Genomic DNA, 17,133 nt, shown 5'->3' with positions numbered 1-17,133 from the left:
TACCGCGCTCGTGGTCCGCGACCGGCCGGCGTCTCCGGTGAAGGAACTTTCAAACGGACACTCGCCGTACGGCGCACCATGGTTACGTTTCTCGCCGGGGGGACGGGCACCCCCAAACTCCTCGACGGGGCCGCCGGGGTGTTCGACCCCGCCGAGACGACCGTCGTCGCCAACACCGGCGACGACGTGGAACTCGGCGGCCACCTCGTCTGTCCCGACGTGGACACCGTCCTCTTCGCCGGCGGCGGCGTCCTCGACACCGACCGCTGGTGGGGCGTCGCCGGCGACACCACCGCGACCGACGACGAACTCCACCGCCTCGCCGACGCGGCCGGCCTCGAATCCGGCCCGCGCTACCTCTCCGAGTCGGCCCAGACCGCCGGCCGCGACATCGCCCGCTGGCGGCGCTTTTCGGGCGTCGCGGAGTTCATGGAAATCGGCGACCGCGACCGCGCGGTCCACATCACCCGAACCTCGCTTCTCGACGAGGGGAACACGCTCACCGAGGTCACGCGAACCCTCGCCGCCGCCTTCGACCTCGACGCGTCGCTCCTCCCGATGAGCGACGACCCCGTTGCGACCCTGATTCACACCGACGAGGGGACGATGCACTTCCAGGAGTACTGGGTCCACCGCCGCGCCGACCCCGCCGTCCGCGACGTGGAGTTCCGCGGCGCTGACGACGCCACAATCACCGACGAGGTCGCCGACGCCCTCGCAGAGCCCGTCGTCGTCGGCCCTTCGAACCCTGTCACGAGCATCGGGCCGATGCTCGCCATCGACGGCTTCGCGGACGCCCTCGACGACACGCCGGTCGTCGCCGTCTCGCCGTTCGTGGAGGACACCGTGTTCTCCGGCCCCGCCGCGGACCTCATGGCGGGCGTCGGCTACGAGCCATCGACCGCCGGCGTCGCCGCGGCCTACCCCTTCGCCGACGCGTTCGTCCTCGACACTGACGACGGGACCGACCTCGACCGCCCGGTCGTCAGAACCGACACCCGAATCGACGGCCCGGGAGACGCCGAGCGCGTCGCCCGCGCCGTTTCCGCGGCGCTCAGCGAGGTGTCGTGATGTTCGCCCCGCGAGTCGCCGTTGCGAGCCTCAGCGGCGAGTCCGACGCCGCGTGGGCCGACGCCGCGGCCCCCCACGTCGGCGCGGCGTTCCTCGGCGGCGTCGCCCTCGATGAGCCCTCGCAGGCGGCGGCCCGCGACCTCGTCGCCCGCGGACGCTCGGAGTTCCTCGCCGACGACCCGGTCGCCTTCGTCGCCGCCCAACTCGATTCCCTCGACGAGTTCGGCGGGGGAGACCGGTTCGTCGCCGTCAACGTCAGAGCGACCTCGCCCGACCCGATTCGGGAGGTCGCCGCCGTCTGCGCCGACCGCGGCGCGGGCGTCGAGATAAACGCCCACTGCCGACAGGACGAACTCCGCGCCGTTGGCTGCGGCGAGACGCTCCTGCGCGATACCGACCGGCTGGCCGCGTACGTCGCCGCGGCCGCCGAGTCGGGCGCATCCGTCGGCGCGAAAGTCCGCGCCGAAATCGACGGCGTGGACCTCCCGAGTCTCGCGGTCGCGCTCGCTGACGCGGGGGCCGACTGGCTCCACGTCGACGCGATGGACTCCGAGGCCGTGATTGCCGACGTGGCCGCCGCCGCGCCCGACCTCTTTCTCGTCGCCAACAACGGCGTCCGCGACCGCGAGACGGCGACCGAGTACCTCGACTACGGGGCCGACGCCGTGAGCGTCGGGCGGCCGAGCGACAATCCGAGGGTCCTCCGCCGGGTCCGAACCGCCGTGGACGACTGGTTCGCCGGGCGCGAGAACGCCGCCGAGTCGGGCGACGAAAGCGAGGTGTCCGCCTGATGGTCGCGCCCGTCTCCGACCGCGGGTTCGACCCCGCGCGGCACGCCGAACTCGCGCTCCTGCTCGAGGTCGCCGGCACGCCCAAACCGGGGAACGTCGACCGCCGGCGCGACCTCTCGGACCTGCGCTTCGAACAGTTCCTCACGGGCGCGGTCGGCTCCGCGACTGGCCTCGAACGCGCCGCGTCGGGCGCGCCGGTCGGCGAGGCGTTCGAGGAGGCGGTCGCCGGCATGAGCCGACAGGGCGGCGGCAACACCCAGTTCGGCTGTCTCCTGCTTCTCGTCCCGCTCGTCCGGGCGGCGGCCGACGACGGCCGCGGCCTCTCGCCCGCCGGCGCGACCGCCGTGGTCGAGTCGACCACCGTCGCCGACGCGGTCGGGTTCTACCGCGCGTTCGAACACGTCGACGTGGCCGTCGGCGACGTGCCCGACGACGCCCCGGCCCTCGACGTTCGGCGCGGCGGCGACGCGGCGGACGCGCTCCGAGACCGCGGCTGCACGCTGTACGACGTGATGAACCTGAGCGCCGACCGCGACGCCAACGCCCGCGAGTGGACCGGCGGCTTCGCCCGGACGTTCCGCGCGGCCGAGGCCATCCTCGACGACGACGGCCCCGTCACCGACCGCGTCGCTCGCGCGTTCCTCGACCTCCTCGCGGAGGAACCTGACACGCTCGTCGCGACGAACCACGGCGAAGCCGTCGCCCGCGACGTGATGGCCCGCGCGGCCGACGTTTCGGACCTCGACGAGGCCGAGGAGCTGGCCGAGGCGTTCGTCGCAGAGGGCATCAACCCCGGGACGACCGCCGACATCGTCTGCGCGGCGACGTTCGTCGCGCTGGAGCGGGGGGTGCCGCTGTGAGCGACGAGGAATCCGAGCGTGAAACGGCGACCGACTGGCCCGTCGAACTCCGCGGCGTCACCGAGTCAGTCGTCGCCACGCTCGGGCCGAACGACCGGTGGAACTTCGCGGCGCTCGGCGTCCACGCGCCGGCGGCCGGCGGCGATGACGACAGCGACGAAGATGGCGATGCACCCGCCAGCACGCCCTCGCCCCCAGCGACCGCGACGACGTGGGGCAACACCCGAACTCGTCGGAACTTCCACCGGCAGGGGGGCGGCGTCGTCCAGTTCGTCTCCGACCCGCGGGCGTTCGTCGAGGCCGCGATGACGATTTACGAACGGGAGTCGCCGGTCCTCGACGCGGCAGACGCGTGGGCCGAAGTCGAGGCGACGCCGGTCGATTCAGGCGAGGACGGCGGAACCGAGTGGGAATCGTGGGAACTCCGGCCCGTCGATGCCGCGGTCGAGCGGACCCGGCCGCTCACTATCAACCGAGGCTTCGGCGCGGTCATCGACGCGACGGTTGCGGCCTCGCGGCTCGACGTGCCCGCCTTCGACACCGACGACCTGTTGGCCCGACTCGACTACTTCGCCGAGACGGTCGAGAAATGCGGCGGGAGACGAGAGCGCGAGGCGTTCGCGCGAATCGACGAGTTGACGGGCTGGCGCGAGCGGGCGGCCGCGAGACGGAACGAATCGTTTTAGTGTTCGTCCGGGGAATCTTCCGACATGGCAATCAAGCCCAAGTACGTCAAGCAGCTTGGTAACATCCTGCTGGAGCGGTACCCGCAGGCGTTCAACACGGACTTCGAGACGAACAAGGACAGCGTCGAGGAACTGACCACGGTCGAGTCGAAGGGCGTCCGCAACCGCATCGCCGGCTATATCACGCGCAAGAAGGGCGGCCAGGGCGCGTAAGTTCGAGTCAGTCGATTCTCTCTGCGAACACATCTTCTCCAGCCCGCGCGGAGCGGCCGCGCCGGTTCGTGCGCGACGAGCGCGCGACCCCCGCGCGGCTCGGTCCCCAGTCCACTATACCCGAACGAACCGCTCCCGAGCGCTTTCGACCGGTCCGGAGGAAGCGTTTAGGCCGCCCTCCCGCGACGTACCGACATGCGCGTCATCGGTCACCGCGGCTGTCCCGCCCTCGCCCCCGAAAACACGCTCGCCGCCTTCGACGCGGCCGCGAAGCGACTCGACTGGGTCGAACTCGACGTTCGACGCTGCGGCTCCGGCGAACTCATCGTCGTCCACGACGAGACGCTCGACCGCGTGACCGGCGCGACCGGCCGCGTCGACGAGACGAGACTCGCGGAGTTGCAGGCACTCACGGTCGGCGGCTCCGACGAGTCGATTCCGACGCTCGCCGCGGTGTTCGACGCCCTTCCGGACCGCGTTTCGGTCAACGTCGAACTGAAAGAGACCGGGCTCGCAGACGACCTCGCGGCCGTCGCCGGCGAGGCGGAACACGAGATACTCGTCTCGTCGTTCGACGCCGACGCGCTCCGTGAGGGACGCGAGACGACCGCGCTCCCGGTCGCCTTCCTCTTCGCGGCCGACTGGGACGAGTCACTATCGGTCGCCGCCGACCTCGACTGCGCGGCCGTCCACCCGCACTACGACCTGCTCTCGTCGTCGCGGGTCGAGGAGGCGCACGACCGCGGCTTCGAGGTCAACGCGTGGACGGTTCCCGACCGCGAGGTCGCGCGGCGACTCCGGGAGTACGGCGTGGACGGCGTCGTCGTCGACGACCCGGGGGTCGCGGAGTGAACGACGGGCCACCGACTGCCAACTACTGATTACCAACTACCGAGACCGAGCGTCGCTCCGGAACGCTTGAAACGCCGCTTGGTCCCGCCGAACACCGAGTGCGAGCGAGGCGAGGGCGACGACGATGCAGCCCCCGACGACGGCGGTCGGGAGAACCCCGTCCGGGAGGTAGCCGTTCGCCGTCCCGAGTTCGACGCAGGTCCCGGTGAAGACGGCGGCGAGCGCCGCGGAGACGAAGTCGAGTTCGCCCTCGTCGGCGTAGTGTGCGGCGACCGCGACGGCGGCGAAGCCGGCGAGGACGGCGTTGAGGAACAGCCAGACGAGCGCGGTTTGGACCATATCGGACCGACTGACGTCGGGTAAAATGTGAATTTTCCGTCGTGAAAACGCAGGCCCCCGATTCAGAACCGGTCGACGCGGCCCGAGGCGGCCCACGCGTCGGTCGGCGCGCCGGCGGGGACGCGGCGGCCACAGCCCGTGACCGATTCGAGGCGGCCGGCGTACCGCCAGCGGTTTTCGTTCCACGTCTCCTCGCCGTCTTCTGCGGCCGCGGCGGCCGCGGCGACCGACTGGTCGTGGAGGTGCGCACCGACGGCGGCGGCGATGGCCGCGGCCTCCTCGGCGTCGGCGTCGTCCGGAATCGACAGCCCCGACAGCAGCTCCCCGCTCATAGCGGGATATTGCCGTGTTTCTTGTCGGGCTGGGACTTGCGCTTGGAGTTCAGCATCTCGAGGTCCGAGATGAGGCGCTCGCGGGTCTCGCCGGGTTCGATGACATCGTCGATGAAGCCGCGGTCCGCGGCGGTGTAGGGGTTGGCGAACTCCTCGCGGTACTCCTCGATGAGTTCGTCGCGGCGGGCGTCGGGGTCGTCCGCGGCGTCGAGTTCGTCGCGGTAGAGGATGTTGACCGCGCCCTGCGGCCCCATCACGGCGATTTCGGCGGTCGGCCACGCGTAGTTCACGTCCGCGCCGAGGTGCTTCGAAGCCATCACGTCGTACGCGCCGCCGTAGGCCTTGCGCGTGATGACGGTCATGAGGGGCACCGTCGCCTCGGAGTAGGCATAGAGGAGCTTCGCGCCGTGGCGGATGATGCCGTTGTGCTCCTGGTCCGTGCCGGGCAGGAAGCCGGGCACGTCCACGAACGAGAGGATGGGGATGTTGAACGAGTCGCAAAAGCGGATGAAGCGCGCGCCCTTCTCGGAGGCCTCGATGTCGAGGGTGCCGGCGTTCACGCGGGGCTGGTTGGCGACGATGCCGACCGAGCGGCCGTCGAGGCGGCCGAAGCCGACGACGATGTTCTTGGCGAAGTCCTCCTGCACGCCGAAGAACGAGCCCTCGTCGAGGACGCCGTCGAGCACGTCGTGGATGTCGTAGGGCTTGCGCGGCTGGTCGGGCACGACCTCGGCGAGGTCGTCGTCGACGCGCTCGGGGTCGTCCCACGGTTCGACGCGCGGCGGGTCCTCGACGTTGTTCTGCGGGAGGTACGAAAGCAGGTGGCGGATGTCGTCGAGCGCCTGCTCTTCGGTGTCGGTGGCGAAGTGTGCGACCCCGCTCGTCGAGGTGTGGGTCGTCGCGCCGCCGAGTTCGTCGAAGGTGACCTCCTCGCCCGTGACCGTCTTGATGACGTCCGGGCCGGTGATGAACATGTGGCTCGTGTCGCGGACCATGAACGTGAAGTCGGTCAGCGCGGGGGAGTACACCGCGCCGCCGGCACAGGGCCCCATGATGGCCGAAATCTGCGGGATGACGCCCGACGCCTCGGTGTTGCGGCGGAAGATTTCGCCGAAGCCGCCGAGCGACTGGACGCCCTCCTGAATCCGCGCGCCGGCGGAGTCGTTGAGGCCGACGACGGGCGCGCCGACCTCCATCGCCTTGTCCATCACCTTACACACTTTCTCGGCGAACACCTCGCCGAGCGAGCCGCCGAAAACGGTGAAGTCGTGGGCGAAGACGAAGACGGTTCGGCCGTCGACCTCGCCGTAGCCGGTGATGACGCCGTCGCCGGGGAGCTTCGTCTCCTCCATCCCGAACTTGTGGTTGCGGTGGGTTCGGAACTGGTCGAACTCCCGGAAGGTGCCGTCGTCGAGGAAGTAGTCGATACGCTCGCGGGCGGTCATCTTGCCCTTGTCGTGCTGCGAGGCGATTCGGTCCTCGCCGCCGCCCTTCAGGGCTTTCTCGCGCTTCTCGCGGAGTTCGTCGATCCGGTCTTCCATCGTCATGCCAGACCACCTTCGCTCATTGACTCGTCGGTCCGCAGTCCTCGGTCAAAGGAGTTCCGCAATCCGGCAACCCTTACTTCGACAGTTGTCGAATAATAGATGGAACAATCATCATAGACAGCGGCGTGGAGTGGAACGACTCGTGGCGGTCGAGTCGGCCGAAAACGGAGGCAACGGGGTCGGTTCACCGCTCGAATGCGTCGGGGCGGTCGCCGGTTAGACGACCGAATCGGGCTGTCGAAGGCCGAAGAAGGCGGCGGCGGACCCGACGACGGCGACGCCGACGGTCGGCCAGAAGCCGATGGTCGTGTCCACGCCGAAGTGCGTGAGGAGCGTGAAGACGAGGAACAGCGGGAGGACGACCCCGACGGCGAAGAGCCACGGCGTGCCGAGGGACTTCGAGAACTCGCCCGCGCCGGCGGCGAACTCTTCGAGCGCCTCTCGGCCCATGACCCAGCCGACGAACAGGAGGAACGCGGCGAGGCCGGCGGTCAGGAGGACGTTCACGAGCGGCCCGGCGACGAAGCCGAAGATGCCCGGGTTGAACGCGCAGACGGTCCCGGTGACGGCGACGAACGCAGTCATCCCGGCGACGGCGCGTCGGCGCGAGACGCCGTACTCGTCGACGAGGAACGCGACGGGGATTTCGAGCATGCTGATGGAACTCGACAGCGCCGCGAGCGTCACGACGCCGAAGAACGCGGTGGCGATGAGCGTCCCCGCGGGGAGTTGCGAGAACGCCCCGGCGAGGCCGACGAACAGCGCGCCCGGCCCGGTGCCGGTCTCGGTCGGGTTGATGCCCTGCGAGAACAGAAGCGGGAAGACGACGAGGCCGGTGATGACGCCGACGCTCGTGTTGAGGACCGCGATGGCGCTCCCGTCGAAGGGAAGCGAGCGGTCCTCACCGAGGTACGAGGAGTACGTTATCATCGTGCCCGCGCCGAGCGAGAGGGTAAACAGCGCCTGTCCGGCGGCGGGACCGAGAATGGCGAAGAAGTTCTCGGTGATGACCGAGGGGTCGAATCGGAGGAAGAAGGCGTAGCCCGCGGCCGCGTTGGGCTGGGTCGCGGCCCAGCCGGCGAGGCCGACGAGGAGAACGAGCACGGCGGGCATCATGACTTTCGTGCCGAGTTCGATGCCCTTGCGGACGCCCGCGAAGACGATGAGCGCGGTCAGGCCGAGGAACAGGAGGTGGTAGAGCGCCGCGTCGACGCCGGCGGAGACGCCGCCGAAGTACTGCCCCGGATTCGTGAAGTACGCGGGGTTGCCGCCGGCGAGCGCGGCCGCGCTTTCGAGGAGATAGCGGATAATCCACCCGCCGACGACGCTGTAAAACGAGAGCAGCGAGATGCCGGTGACGACCGAGAACGCGCCGACGACGCCCCATTTTTTCGATCCGGAGAGGTCACGGAGCGCGCCGACCGGCGACTTCTTCGCGCGGCGGCCGATGACGAACTCGCCGAGCAGTCCGGGGACGCCGACGAGAAGGACGATGCCGAGATATACGACGAGGAACGCGCTGCCGCCGTTTTCGGCGGTCTGCCACGGGAACCGCCAGATGTTCCCGAGGCCGACCGCGCTGCCGACGGCCGCGAGGATGAACCCGAGCCGTGTTGCCCATGTTTCTCGTGTCATTGCCACCCATTGACAGCCCACCGGTAAAAGGGCTTTCGAACCGACGATACGTCATCGGAGAAATTTAACGGTTTTGAGTGGTCTACGCGTGAAAATCGCCGTCGAATAGTCGGAAGAGACGCGTCGCTACCGACGATTCCTAACCGCTCGAAAAGCGGGAGCGTTCGCCGCCTCAGAGGGGCGGGACGATGGCCGGGCTCTCGCCGAGGAACAGCGTCTGGAGGCCGAGGGCGAGCGTCGCCACGACGGCGACGATGACGAGCGTGCGGGCGAGCCAGAGCCACGTCAGCCCGACGCCCTCTCCGAGTCCGCTGCCCTTCATCAGTTCGTCGATGGCGGGCGCGCCGTAGACCCACGCCGCGAAGACGAGGATGCCGAGGACCGAAAGCGGGAGGAGCAGCTGGTAGGCGAGCGTGTCGAACCAGCCGAGCCACGCGGAGTCGATAGCCGACGGGACGCCGAGCAGGAAGATGGTCCCGCCGAGGCCGATGGCCATCTGCGGGCGGGACACGTCGTAGTTGTCGATGGCCCACGAGACGACGACTTCGAGCAGGCTGATGGCCGACGAGAGCGCCGCGATGAGCACGACCGCGAAGAAGACGAAGCCGATTATCTGGCCGCCGGGGATGTCACCGAACGCGCCGGCGACGCTGATGAACACCGCGCCCGCGCCGCTCGTGTTGGGGTCGATGCCCTGCGCGAACAGGAGCGGAAGGACGACGAGGCCGGCGAGGATGCCGACGAAGCTGTTCAGGAAGACGATGGTGATGCCGTCGCCGAACAGGCTCTGGTCGCCGTCGATGTAGGAGGCGTAGGTAATCATCGCGCCCATGCCGAGCGACAGCGAGAAGAACGCCTGCCCGACGGCGAAGGGGACGATTTCAGCGAAGTTCTCCGACAGCGCGTTGAAGTCGGGCGAGAGGAAGTACGCGTAGCCCGCCGACGCGCCGGGGAGCGTGAAGGCGAAGACGGCGAGCGCGGCGAGGATGACGACGATGCTCGGCACCATGAGCTTCGTCGCCTTCTCGATGCCGTCTTCGATGCCGGCGGCGACGATGCCGACGACGAGCGCCATAAAGACGGCGTGGAGCGCGAGCGCCTCCATGCCGGCGGACACCTGTCCGAAGTACTCCGCGGGGGCGGCGAAGTACGCGCCGGTCAGACTGCCGCCGATGTACCGGAGGACCCAGCCGCCGACGACGCTGTAGTACGACAGAATCCAGAAGCCGGTGAACAGGCCGATAGCGCCGACGACGCGCCACTCCTTGTAGCCGAGCTTCTCGAAGGCGCTGATGGTGTTCAGGTTGGCTTTGCGTCCGATGACGAACTCGGCGAGGATGGCCGGGAGGCCGATACCGAGCGCCGCGACGATGTAGACGATCAGGAAGGAGGCACCGCCGAACTGGGCGGTCTTGAACGGGAACTGCCAGATGTTCCCGAGGCCGACCGCGCTGCCGACGGCCGCGAGGATGAACCCTGCCCTGGTTGCCCACGTTTCACGTTCGGTCATGTCTATCACCCTGTTGCCGATGTGGGTGTGATAAATGACGCGGTATGCCGTCGCATATCGGAGCGAAAATCGACACAATTCTCTAACCAACTATAATATATGGTTCGTTCGTCCGAATTCGACCCCGGAATAGCCTCATTTTTCTAACGAGTGTCGTGTTCGTGAATCACTTGCGTACCGTGTAAAAATTCGTGCGCACCGAAACGGATGTCACCCCTTAACGTGGCGAATGTTGCTACGAATCAGAGGGAGAGTCGGATCAGGCCTCGCCGTACACCGGGACGGCCGCACCGCTCGTCACGGGCGTCGCGTCCGAACAGAGCGCGAGGACGGTCCGGGCGATTTCTTCGGGTTTCACCCACTTCTCGAAGTCGGCGTCGGCCATCATCTCGCGGTTCATCGGCGTGTCGATGACGCTCGGCATCACCGCGTTCGCGCGCACGTCGCCGCGGTTCTCCTCGGCGATGGTTTCGGTGAGCAGGCGAACGCCAGCCTTCGACGCCCGGTAGACGCCGTCGCCCTCGCCGCCCGAAAGCGACGAGCGGGCCGAGACGCTCACGACGGAGCCCTCGGTCTCGCGGAGGTGCGGAATCGCGTGTTTCGACGCGAGGAACATCGTCTTGAGGTTCACGTCGAACAGGAAGTCGAAGGTGTCGGCGTCGGTCTCGTCGATGGGCGTCCCGCCGCGCCACGTCCCGGCGATGTTGGCGAGGTGGTCCAGACGCTCGAAGTCGGAGACGACCTCGTCGACGACGCGCGCCACGTCGTCCTCGTCGGTGAAATCGCCCTCGTAGAACCGCACTCCTTCGGTCTCGAAAAAGTCGTCTTCGTCGTCGGGTTCGACCACGTCCGCGGCCGCGACCGACGCGCCCGCCTCGTGGAACGCGCGAGCGATTGCGCCGCCGAGCGCGCCGCTCGCACCGGTCACGAGAGCGACGGTTCCGTCGAAATCGAATGTCACGTCCATGTCCGTGCGGTACGTGCGCACGGGACATAATTCGGTCGCGGCTGTGCGCCCGCCGGCGACCGGGCGCGGTGGTGGGCTGCGTCCTCACTTTCCGCGTCGGCGGCCGCGTCAGGGCGTGATGACCAGTTTGCCGAGGACGCTGTCTTCCATGACGGCGCGGTGGGCCTCGGCGGCCTCGTCGAGGTCGTAGGTCCGCGCCACGTCGATTTCGAACTCGCCAGCGCCCATCTGGCCGGCGAGTTCGCGCAGCGGGGCCGACAGATCCGGCGTGTTGAACATACTCATCATCGTCAGCGAGAGGTCCTTCCCCCGGGCCGACGACGACAGGTCGAAGCCGACTTCGGGGTCGTTCTCACCGATGCCGACGATGCGACCGCCGTGGGCGGCCACGTCGGCGTCGAACTGGAGGTAGTCGTCCATTCGGTGGTCGAGCGTCAGGTCCACGCCGTCGCCCGTCGCCGCGGCACCGACGGCGTCCGCGAGGTCGTCGCGGTCGTAGTCGAGGACCACGTCCGCGCCGAGTTCGGCCACCCGGTCGTGGTAGTCGGGCGCGGCGGTGGCGATGACGCGGGCCCCGGACGCGGCGGCGAGCTGGACCGCGGCGTGGCCGACGCCGCCGGAGCCGCCGTGAATCAGCACCGTGTCTCCGAGTTGCATCCCGCCGTGGTCGACGAGGGCGCGCCACGCGGTGACGCCGGCGACGCCCGCGCCGCCGGCCGCGACGAGGTCCACGTCGTCCGAGAGGACCGCGAGCCGGTCGGTCGGGACGGCCGCGAACTCGGCGTAGCCGCCGTAGTGGTCCTTCCCGATGCCGGTGCCGACGACGTGGTCGCCCGCCTCGAACCCCGTCACGCCGGCCCCGACCGCCGCGACCGTTCCGGCCACGTCGACGCCGGGAATCATCGGCATCGCGAAGGGTTGGTACGAGCCCTCGCGGAAGTACGTGTCCACGGGGTTGACGCCCGCGGCCGCGACTTCGACGAGGACCTCGCCCGCCGCCGGTTCGGGCGTGTCGATATCGTCTACCTGAAGCACGTCGCGTCCGCCGTGGTCGTGGAATCTGACAGCGCGCATGGCGAATGATGGGTTCGGGCGGGTGATAAATTCGGACGACTCGGAGCGAATCGCGGCGTTTCGACGCGGCGGCCGGGTCGGTCAGTCCTCGTGGGTGCCGAAACGCACATTCTCCGCCCGAGACAACGTCGGTTCGTGCCTCCAAGAACGTGCCCCGACTGCGACGTGTCGATGGTGTCGGTCGGCCACAAGACGACGTACAACGGCGACGGCCTCCGCGTCGACACCGATGGCGGACTGCTCGGTGCGCTCGACCTCCGCGGGTCGTACGTGCAGGCGTACGTCTGCGAGTCCTGCGGACTCGTCCGGTTCTACGCCGAGTGAGCGGTCGCGTCGGTCCATTTTTTCGGCGGCGAGTAAACGCTATGCGGCGAATGTTCCCGGTTGTCCCAGAACGTAGATGAATGGGATTTAAGCGCGTGCCTTTCCCTCCCACGCATGGTAATGAAGCTTCACGAATACCAGGCGAAGGATATCTTCGCAGAGGCTGGGATTCCGGTGCCAGAGTCCCGTCTCGCGTCGTCGGTAGAGGAGGTCATGGAGGCGGTCGAGGAGATCGGATACCCCGCCGCCATCAAGGCGCAGGTACACGTCGGTGGGCGTGGCAAGGCCGGTGGCATCAAAATCGCCACGGACGAGGACGAGGCGCGACAGGCCGCAGAGGACATCCTCGGGATGGACCTCAAGGGCTACACGGTCGATCGGGTGCTCGTCGAGGCCGGCGTCGACTTCGAGAACGAACTGTACGTCGGCGTCACGATGGACCGCAGCGAGGGCAAGCCCGTCGCGATGGTCTCGACGGAAGGCGGCGTCAACATCGAGGAAGTCGCAGAGGAGAACCCGGACGCAATCGCCCGCGAGCACATCGACCCCGCGTTCGGTCTGCACCCCTATCAGGCCCGCAAGGTCGTCTTCGAGGCGGGCATCCCCCGCGACGTGGCCTTCGACGTGGCCTCGTTCCTCACGACGCTGTACGACCTCTACGAGTCGAACGACGCGTCGGACATCGAAATCAACCCCGTCATGATTACGTCCGACCGCGACATCGTCGCCGCGGACGCGGTCATGAACATCGACGACGACGCCCTGTTCCGTCACGACGACCTCGCGGCGATGGAAGAGGACGCCTACGAGAACGACCTCGAGGCCAAGGCCGGCGAGTACGGCTTCGACTACGTCCGTCTGTCGGGTAACGTCGGCATCATCGGCAACGGTGCCGGGCTCGTCATGACGACGCTCGACCTCGTGGACTACTTCGGCGGCGAACCCGCCAACTTCCTCGACATCGGCGGCGGCGCGAAGGCCGAGCGCGTGGCGAACGCGCTGGATATGGTGTTCTCCGACGAGAACGTCGACTCCGTCGTGTTCAACATCTTCGGCGGCATCACCCGCGGCGACGAGGTCGCCAAGGGTATCAACGAGGCGCTGGAGAGCTTCGACGAGATTCCCAAGCCGGTCGTCGTCCGTCTCGCGGGCACGAACGCCGAGGAGGGCATGGAGATTCTGAACACGGACCTCGTACAGGTCGAGGGGACGCTGGAGGACGCCGTCCAGCGTGCCGTCGAGAACGCACAGGAGGTGTCCCAATGAGCATTTTCGTCGACGACGACACGCGAGTGGTTGTACAGGGTATCACGGGTGGCGAAGGCAAGTTCCACACCCGGCAGATGGTCGAATACGGCACGAACGTCGTCGCCGGAACCTCCCCCGGAAAGGGCGGTCAGGACGTGGACGGTATCCCCGTCTACGACACCGTCGAGGAAGCGGTCGACGAGGAAGACGCCAACGCCTCCGTCGTGTTCGTCCCGCCGGCGTTCGCCGGCGACGCCATCTTCGAGGCGCTCGACACGGACCTCGACCTCGTCGTCGCCATCACCGAGGGCGTCCCGACGCAGGACATGGCCAAGGTGAACAAGCGCCTGTCCGAGACCGACACGCGCCTCATCGGCCCCAACTGCCCGGGCATCATCACGCCCGGCGAGGCCAAACTCGGCATCCTCCCCGGCAACATCTTCGAGGAGGGTAACGTCGGCCTCGTCTCCCGCTCCGGCACGCTCACGTATCAGGTCGTCTCGAACCTGACCGAGCGCGGCATCGGCCAGACCACCGCCATCGGCATCGGCGGCGACCCCATCATCGGCACGTCGTTCGTCGACGCCCTCGAAGCGTTCGAGAACGACCCCGACACCCACGCCGTCGTCATGTGCGGCGAAATCGGCGGCGAGGACGAAGAGCAGGCCGCGAAGTACATCGCGGAGAACATGGACACGCCCGTCGCCGGCTTCATCGCCGGCCGCACGGCACCGCCGGGCAAGCGCATGGGTCACGCCGGCGCTATCGTCTCCGGGTCGGGCACGGGCACCGCGGAGTCCAAGATTTCCGCCCTCAACGACGCGGGCGTCCCCGTCGGCGACACCCCCAACGAGGTCGCCGACCACATCGAAGACTTCCTCTAACTTCGCCCGAAGCGGTTTTCGGTTTTCTCGTCTTTTTTGCGCTATCGAAACGCCGCGCCGCACAGCCCACAGCGTCCGCCGTCGGTCGCGGTCGGCGCGCCGCACTCCCGGCAGACCGCCGCCCGCCGACGCGACTGCTCCCCCGCGGACCGCAGGAACGTCGTCGGGTCGAGCGCCGTCCCGGTCGGCCCGTCGCCCTCGTCGACCCTGTCGAGGACGCGCTCGACGAGGGCGTCCTCGCGCATGGCGTCGAGCAGTCTGACGAAGCCGACGAACAACAGCGACGGCGCGACGATGCAAAAGCCCGCCACGAGCAGGCGGAACTCGGCTTCCATGTGGCTTGCTAGCTCCCAACAGACGTATGGTTGATGCTCGGATCGGACCGGCTCGTGGTCCGCGGTCGCCGGAGCCTGTTCGGCCGTCGCCGCGACGCTATATTATCTCGTTTGATACTCGGACGCGCGGATTTATGCATCGCATTCGGGTCGGTACGGTAATGGCCGAGAATCTCGTTTTGGAGGTCGAATCACGGCTTCCTGATGCGATTACGGAGAGCTACACGCGGCGACTCGTCGCCGCGATGCTGCTCGTTTCAGTCCTCGTCGCCGGTGTCGGAATCGTCCAGTATCAACAGACGGCATCCACGATAGACGCGGACGCCCGCGCCGATCTGCTCACCGAGGCCGAACGCGAGGCCTTGCAGGTGAACACCTGGTTCGACGAGCGCGAACGCCTCGTGGGCATCGTCGCCGACGACCCCTCCGCCGGCAGCACGCTCGACGGGCGCTCCTCGGCGACGCTGACGGCCGCGAAAGAAGATATGCCCGCGGACGTGGCCGCGCTCCACTTCGTCAACACCGAGACGACGGCCGTCATCGGCTCGTCCGAGGAGGGCGCGGTCGGGACGACGCTGTTCGACGACGGGTCGCTTCCGCTCCCCGCGAGCGCCGACCTCTCGGACGACGGCGTCGAACGAACGACCGTCTACGTCGAAGACGGCGTCGCCTACATGGGCTTCGTCGCGCCGCTCCCGTCCATCGAACCCCGCGCAATCGTCCTCGTCGCCGAGGCGTCCTCGCTCGGGGCCGCGCTCGACGGGAACCACATCGACGGCGGCTTCACCCAACTCGTCACGACCGACGGGAACGTCCTCTACGACGGCGGCGGCGGCCGGTCGAACGTCGCCTATCCCGCCGCCGAGGCGTCCGAACTCGACGCCGCCTTCGCCGGCGAGACGGGCGTCACCCGCCTCGCCCCCGTCGAGGGCTTCGTCTCCTCGCCGCACGTCGTCGCGCACGTCCCCGTCTCCGGCGGCGTGCTCCTCCTGCACGCCCCCGCGAGCAGCGTCTTCGCGCTCTCCCGAAGCGTCGGTCTCGGGATTGCGACGCTGCTCGCGCTTTCGATGCTCGGTTTCGTCGTCTTCGCGCTCATCGTCCGCGGGAACACCGCGCGCCCGCTCGTCGACCTCGCGTCGACCGTCTCCGCGCTCCGCGACGGCGACCTCGACGTGGCACTCGAAACCGACCGCACCGACGAGTTCGGACAGGTCGTCCGCGGCATCGACAACCTCCGGGACGACCTCCGCGACCAGCGCGCCGACGCCCGCGCTTACAGCGAGGCGATGACCCGCGCGGCCGACGGCGACCTGCGCGTCCGCCTCCCGACCGATTCCGAGAGCCGCGACATGGCGACCGTCGCCGCCGCGTACAACGAGATGATGGACGACATCGAACGGACCGTCGGCACGGTCAAGACCTTCGGCGAGGACGTGGCGACGCTCGCCGACCGCGTGGCCGACCGTGCCGACGACGTGTCCGCCGCGAGCGAGGAGGTGTCGGCGTCGGTCCAGCAGATTTCCGAGGGCGCGAGCGAGCAGACCGATAGCCTCGTCGCCGCCGCCGACGAGATAAACGACCTCTCCGCGTCCATCCAGCAGATCGCCTCGTCGGCCGACGAGCTCGTCCGGCTCACCGAGGAGGCCGAGGCGCGCTCGCTCGACGGGCAGACCGCCGCCACCGACGCCCTCGACGACATCGACGCCGTGCGCGCCGAGACGGAGGCGACCGTCGACGAGGTCCGCGAACTCGACGACCGCCTCGCTCAAATCGAGGACATCGTCGGGGTCATCACCGACATCGCGGAGCAGACCGACATCCTCGCGCTCAACGCCAACATCGAGGCCGCCCGCGCGGGCGAGGCCGGCGAGGGGTTCGCCGTCGTCTCCAACGAGGTCAAACAGCTCGCACAGGAGACGAAATCCTCGGCGGGCGACATCGAGTCGCTCGTCACCGAAATCGAGGCCCAGCGCGACGCCGTCGTCTCCCGCATCGAGCGCATGCGGGCGCAGGTCGAAGAGAGCGCCACCTCGGTCGACGAGGCGCTTTCCTCGTTCGACGGCATCGTCGAGCGCGTCGAGGAGACGACCGCGAGCGTCCACGAGATTTCCGACGCCACGGGCAGTCAGGCCGACTCCTCCCAAGAGGTGCTCTCGATGACCGACGAAATCGCGGGCATCTCCGAGGAAACCGCCGCCGAGGCCGAGAACGTCTCCGCGACCGCACAAGAACAGAGCGCCGCGCTCGTCGACGTCAACGGGGACGTGCGCGAACTCTCGTCGCACATGAGTCACCTCGACGACCTCCTCGACGCGTTCGAGGTCGACGACGGCGGCGACGTGGCCGCGACCGTCGACGACGTGCTCGGCGGCGAGGCGGACGCGGAGGCGGCCACCGACTCGGACCGGGCCCGCACCGCATCCGAGCCGCGCCCCGAGCGAGAACCTTCGCCCGCGGACGACTGA

General features: G+C 68.5%; 18 protein-coding genes. 10 read left to right on the top strand and 8 right to left on the bottom strand.

Annotated elements, in window-relative coordinates; translation table 11 throughout:
• The first annotated feature begins 78 nt into the window (after positions 1-78).
• The 6 genes from cofD to C458_RS10970 all read left to right on the top strand — a co-directional run bounded on the left by cofD (position 79) and on the right by C458_RS10970 (position 4,473).
• On the top strand, positions 79-1,071 hold the full coding sequence (gene cofD, locus C458_RS10995) for a 2-phospho-L-lactate transferase (RefSeq protein WP_008575711.1): 993 nt from the start codon (positions 79-81) through the stop codon (positions 1,069-1,071).
• The gene (locus C458_RS10990) at positions 1,071-1,862 is read left to right on the top strand and encodes a tRNA-dihydrouridine synthase (RefSeq protein WP_008575710.1); all 792 of its coding nucleotides are present in this window, start codon (positions 1,071-1,073) and stop codon (positions 1,860-1,862) included. Before cofD ends, C458_RS10990 begins: the two co-directional genes overlap by 1 nt.
• On the top strand, positions 1,862-2,722 hold the full coding sequence (locus tag C458_RS10985) for a triphosphoribosyl-dephospho-CoA synthase (RefSeq protein WP_008575708.1): 861 nt from the start codon (positions 1,862-1,864) through the stop codon (positions 2,720-2,722). The genes C458_RS10990 and C458_RS10985 overlap by 1 nt, the downstream gene beginning before the upstream one ends.
• A complete protein-coding gene (locus tag C458_RS10980) occupies positions 2,719-3,408 on the top strand; it encodes a DUF447 domain-containing protein (RefSeq protein ID WP_008575706.1) in 690 nt (229 codons plus the stop codon). The genes C458_RS10985 and C458_RS10980 overlap by 4 nt, the downstream gene beginning before the upstream one ends.
• Before the next feature lie 24 nt (positions 3,409-3,432).
• Positions 3,433-3,621 (top strand): 30S ribosomal protein S17e, encoded by a 189-nt coding sequence (locus C458_RS10975; RefSeq protein WP_004042417.1) that lies wholly within the window; start codon positions 3,433-3,435, stop codon positions 3,619-3,621.
• A gap of 195 nt (positions 3,622-3,816) precedes the next feature.
• A complete protein-coding gene (locus C458_RS10970; protein WP_008575704.1) occupies positions 3,817-4,473 on the top strand; it encodes a glycerophosphodiester phosphodiesterase family protein in 657 nt (218 codons plus the stop codon).
• A gap of 36 nt (positions 4,474-4,509) precedes the next feature.
• On the opposite strand, the gene C458_RS10965 is transcribed toward C458_RS10970, so the two are convergent.
• From C458_RS10965 to C458_RS10935, 7 genes are all read right to left on the bottom strand, one after another.
• Entirely contained in the window at positions 4,510-4,812 is a 303-nt protein-coding gene (locus tag C458_RS10965; protein ID WP_008575702.1) for a hypothetical protein, read from the bottom strand.
• 62 nt (positions 4,813-4,874) lie between these two features.
• A complete protein-coding gene (locus C458_RS10960; RefSeq protein ID WP_008575700.1) occupies positions 4,875-5,144 on the bottom strand; it encodes a hypothetical protein in 270 nt (89 codons plus the stop codon).
• Positions 5,141-6,685 carry an acyl-CoA carboxylase subunit beta gene (locus tag C458_RS10955; protein WP_008575698.1) on the bottom strand — a complete coding sequence of 515 codons (1,545 nt, stop codon included), beginning with the start codon at positions 6,683-6,685 and terminating at the stop codon, positions 5,141-5,143. Before C458_RS10955 ends, C458_RS10960 begins: the two co-directional genes overlap by 4 nt.
• Positions 6,686-6,907: 222 nt before the next feature.
• Complete coding sequence (locus C458_RS10950) at positions 6,908-8,326, bottom strand: sodium-dependent transporter (RefSeq protein ID WP_008575697.1); 1,419 nt, start codon at positions 8,324-8,326, stop codon at positions 6,908-6,910.
• A 172-nt stretch (positions 8,327-8,498) separates the two neighbouring features.
• Positions 8,499-9,836 carry a sodium-dependent transporter gene (locus C458_RS10945; RefSeq protein WP_004062515.1) on the bottom strand — a complete coding sequence of 446 codons (1,338 nt, stop codon included), beginning with the start codon at positions 9,834-9,836 and terminating at the stop codon, positions 8,499-8,501.
• 259 nt (positions 9,837-10,095) lie between these two features.
• Positions 10,096-10,803, bottom strand: a complete 708-nt coding sequence (locus C458_RS10940; RefSeq protein WP_008575694.1) for an SDR family oxidoreductase — start codon at positions 10,801-10,803, stop codon at positions 10,096-10,098.
• A 108-nt stretch (positions 10,804-10,911) separates the two neighbouring features.
• Positions 10,912-11,877: an NADPH:quinone reductase gene (locus tag C458_RS10935; RefSeq protein ID WP_008575692.1), complete on the bottom strand. Its 966-nt coding sequence runs from the start codon at positions 11,875-11,877 to the stop codon at positions 10,912-10,914.
• Between the two features lie 135 nt (positions 11,878-12,012).
• Here C458_RS10935 and C458_RS18155 point away from each other — a divergent pair, with 135 nt between their 5' ends.
• The 3 genes from C458_RS18155 to sucD all read left to right on the top strand — a co-directional run bounded on the left by C458_RS18155 (position 12,013) and on the right by sucD (position 14,333).
• Positions 12,013-12,201: a hypothetical protein gene (locus C458_RS18155; protein WP_146047402.1), complete on the top strand. Its 189-nt coding sequence runs from the start codon at positions 12,013-12,015 to the stop codon at positions 12,199-12,201.
• Between the two features lie 120 nt (positions 12,202-12,321).
• Positions 12,322-13,467 (top strand): ADP-forming succinate--CoA ligase subunit beta, encoded by a 1,146-nt coding sequence (gene sucC / locus C458_RS10930; RefSeq protein WP_004042383.1) that lies wholly within the window; start codon positions 12,322-12,324, stop codon positions 13,465-13,467.
• A complete protein-coding gene (sucD, locus tag C458_RS10925; RefSeq protein WP_004062518.1) occupies positions 13,464-14,333 on the top strand; it encodes a succinate--CoA ligase subunit alpha in 870 nt (289 codons plus the stop codon). Before sucC ends, sucD begins: the two co-directional genes overlap by 4 nt.
• Positions 14,334-14,374: 41 nt before the next feature.
• Here sucD and C458_RS10920 read toward each other — a convergent pair whose 3' ends face one another.
• Positions 14,375-14,668, bottom strand: a complete 294-nt coding sequence (locus C458_RS10920) for a hypothetical protein (RefSeq protein ID WP_008575689.1) — start codon at positions 14,666-14,668, stop codon at positions 14,375-14,377.
• Positions 14,669-14,829: 161 nt separating this feature from the next.
• Between C458_RS10920 and C458_RS10915 the strand changes: the two genes are divergently transcribed.
• Positions 14,830-17,133 carry a methyl-accepting chemotaxis protein gene (locus C458_RS10915; protein ID WP_008575687.1) on the top strand — a complete coding sequence of 768 codons (2,304 nt, stop codon included), beginning with the start codon at positions 14,830-14,832 and terminating at the stop codon, positions 17,131-17,133.

The sequence above is a fragment of the Haloferax sp. ATCC BAA-644 genome, from assembly GCF_000336975.1.
Lineage (GTDB): Archaea > Halobacteriota > Halobacteria > Halobacteriales > Haloferacaceae > Haloferax > Haloferax volcanii.
The sequence above is the reverse complement of the archived record's forward strand: the minus strand, read 5'-3'. Positions and strand labels throughout refer to the sequence as shown.

Coding starts and splice junctions, on each gene's coding strand:
- C458_RS10955 (WP_008575698.1), bottom strand. CDS start 6,685: ATGGAAGACCGGATCGACGAACTCCGCGAGAAGCGCGAGAAAGCCCTG.
- C458_RS10990 (WP_008575710.1), top strand. CDS start 1,071: ATGTTCGCCCCGCGAGTCGCCGTTGCGAGCCTCAGCGGCGAGTCCGAC.
- C458_RS10935 (WP_008575692.1), bottom strand. CDS start 11,877: ATGCGCGCTGTCAGATTCCACGACCACGGCGGACGCGACGTGCTTCAG.
- C458_RS10950 (WP_008575697.1), bottom strand. CDS start 8,326: ATGACACGAGAAACATGGGCAACACGGCTCGGGTTCATCCTCGCGGCC.
- cofD (WP_008575711.1), top strand. CDS start 79: ATGGTTACGTTTCTCGCCGGGGGGACGGGCACCCCCAAACTCCTCGAC.
- C458_RS10945 (WP_004062515.1), bottom strand. CDS start 9,836: ATGACCGAACGTGAAACGTGGGCAACCAGGGCAGGGTTCATCCTCGCG.
- C458_RS10915 (WP_008575687.1), top strand. CDS start 14,830: ATGGCCGAGAATCTCGTTTTGGAGGTCGAATCACGGCTTCCTGATGCG.
- sucD (WP_004062518.1), top strand. CDS start 13,464: ATGAGCATTTTCGTCGACGACGACACGCGAGTGGTTGTACAGGGTATC.
- C458_RS10965 (WP_008575702.1), bottom strand. CDS start 4,812: ATGGTCCAAACCGCGCTCGTCTGGCTGTTCCTCAACGCCGTCCTCGCC.
- C458_RS10975 (WP_004042417.1), top strand. CDS start 3,433: ATGGCAATCAAGCCCAAGTACGTCAAGCAGCTTGGTAACATCCTGCTG.
- C458_RS10960 (WP_008575700.1), bottom strand. CDS start 5,144: ATGAGCGGGGAGCTGCTGTCGGGGCTGTCGATTCCGGACGACGCCGAC.
- C458_RS10970 (WP_008575704.1), top strand. CDS start 3,817: ATGCGCGTCATCGGTCACCGCGGCTGTCCCGCCCTCGCCCCCGAAAAC.
- sucC (WP_004042383.1), top strand. CDS start 12,322: ATGAAGCTTCACGAATACCAGGCGAAGGATATCTTCGCAGAGGCTGGG.
- C458_RS10920 (WP_008575689.1), bottom strand. CDS start 14,668: ATGGAAGCCGAGTTCCGCCTGCTCGTGGCGGGCTTTTGCATCGTCGCG.
- C458_RS10940 (WP_008575694.1), bottom strand. CDS start 10,803: ATGGACGTGACATTCGATTTCGACGGAACCGTCGCTCTCGTGACCGGT.
- C458_RS10985 (WP_008575708.1), top strand. CDS start 1,862: ATGGTCGCGCCCGTCTCCGACCGCGGGTTCGACCCCGCGCGGCACGCC.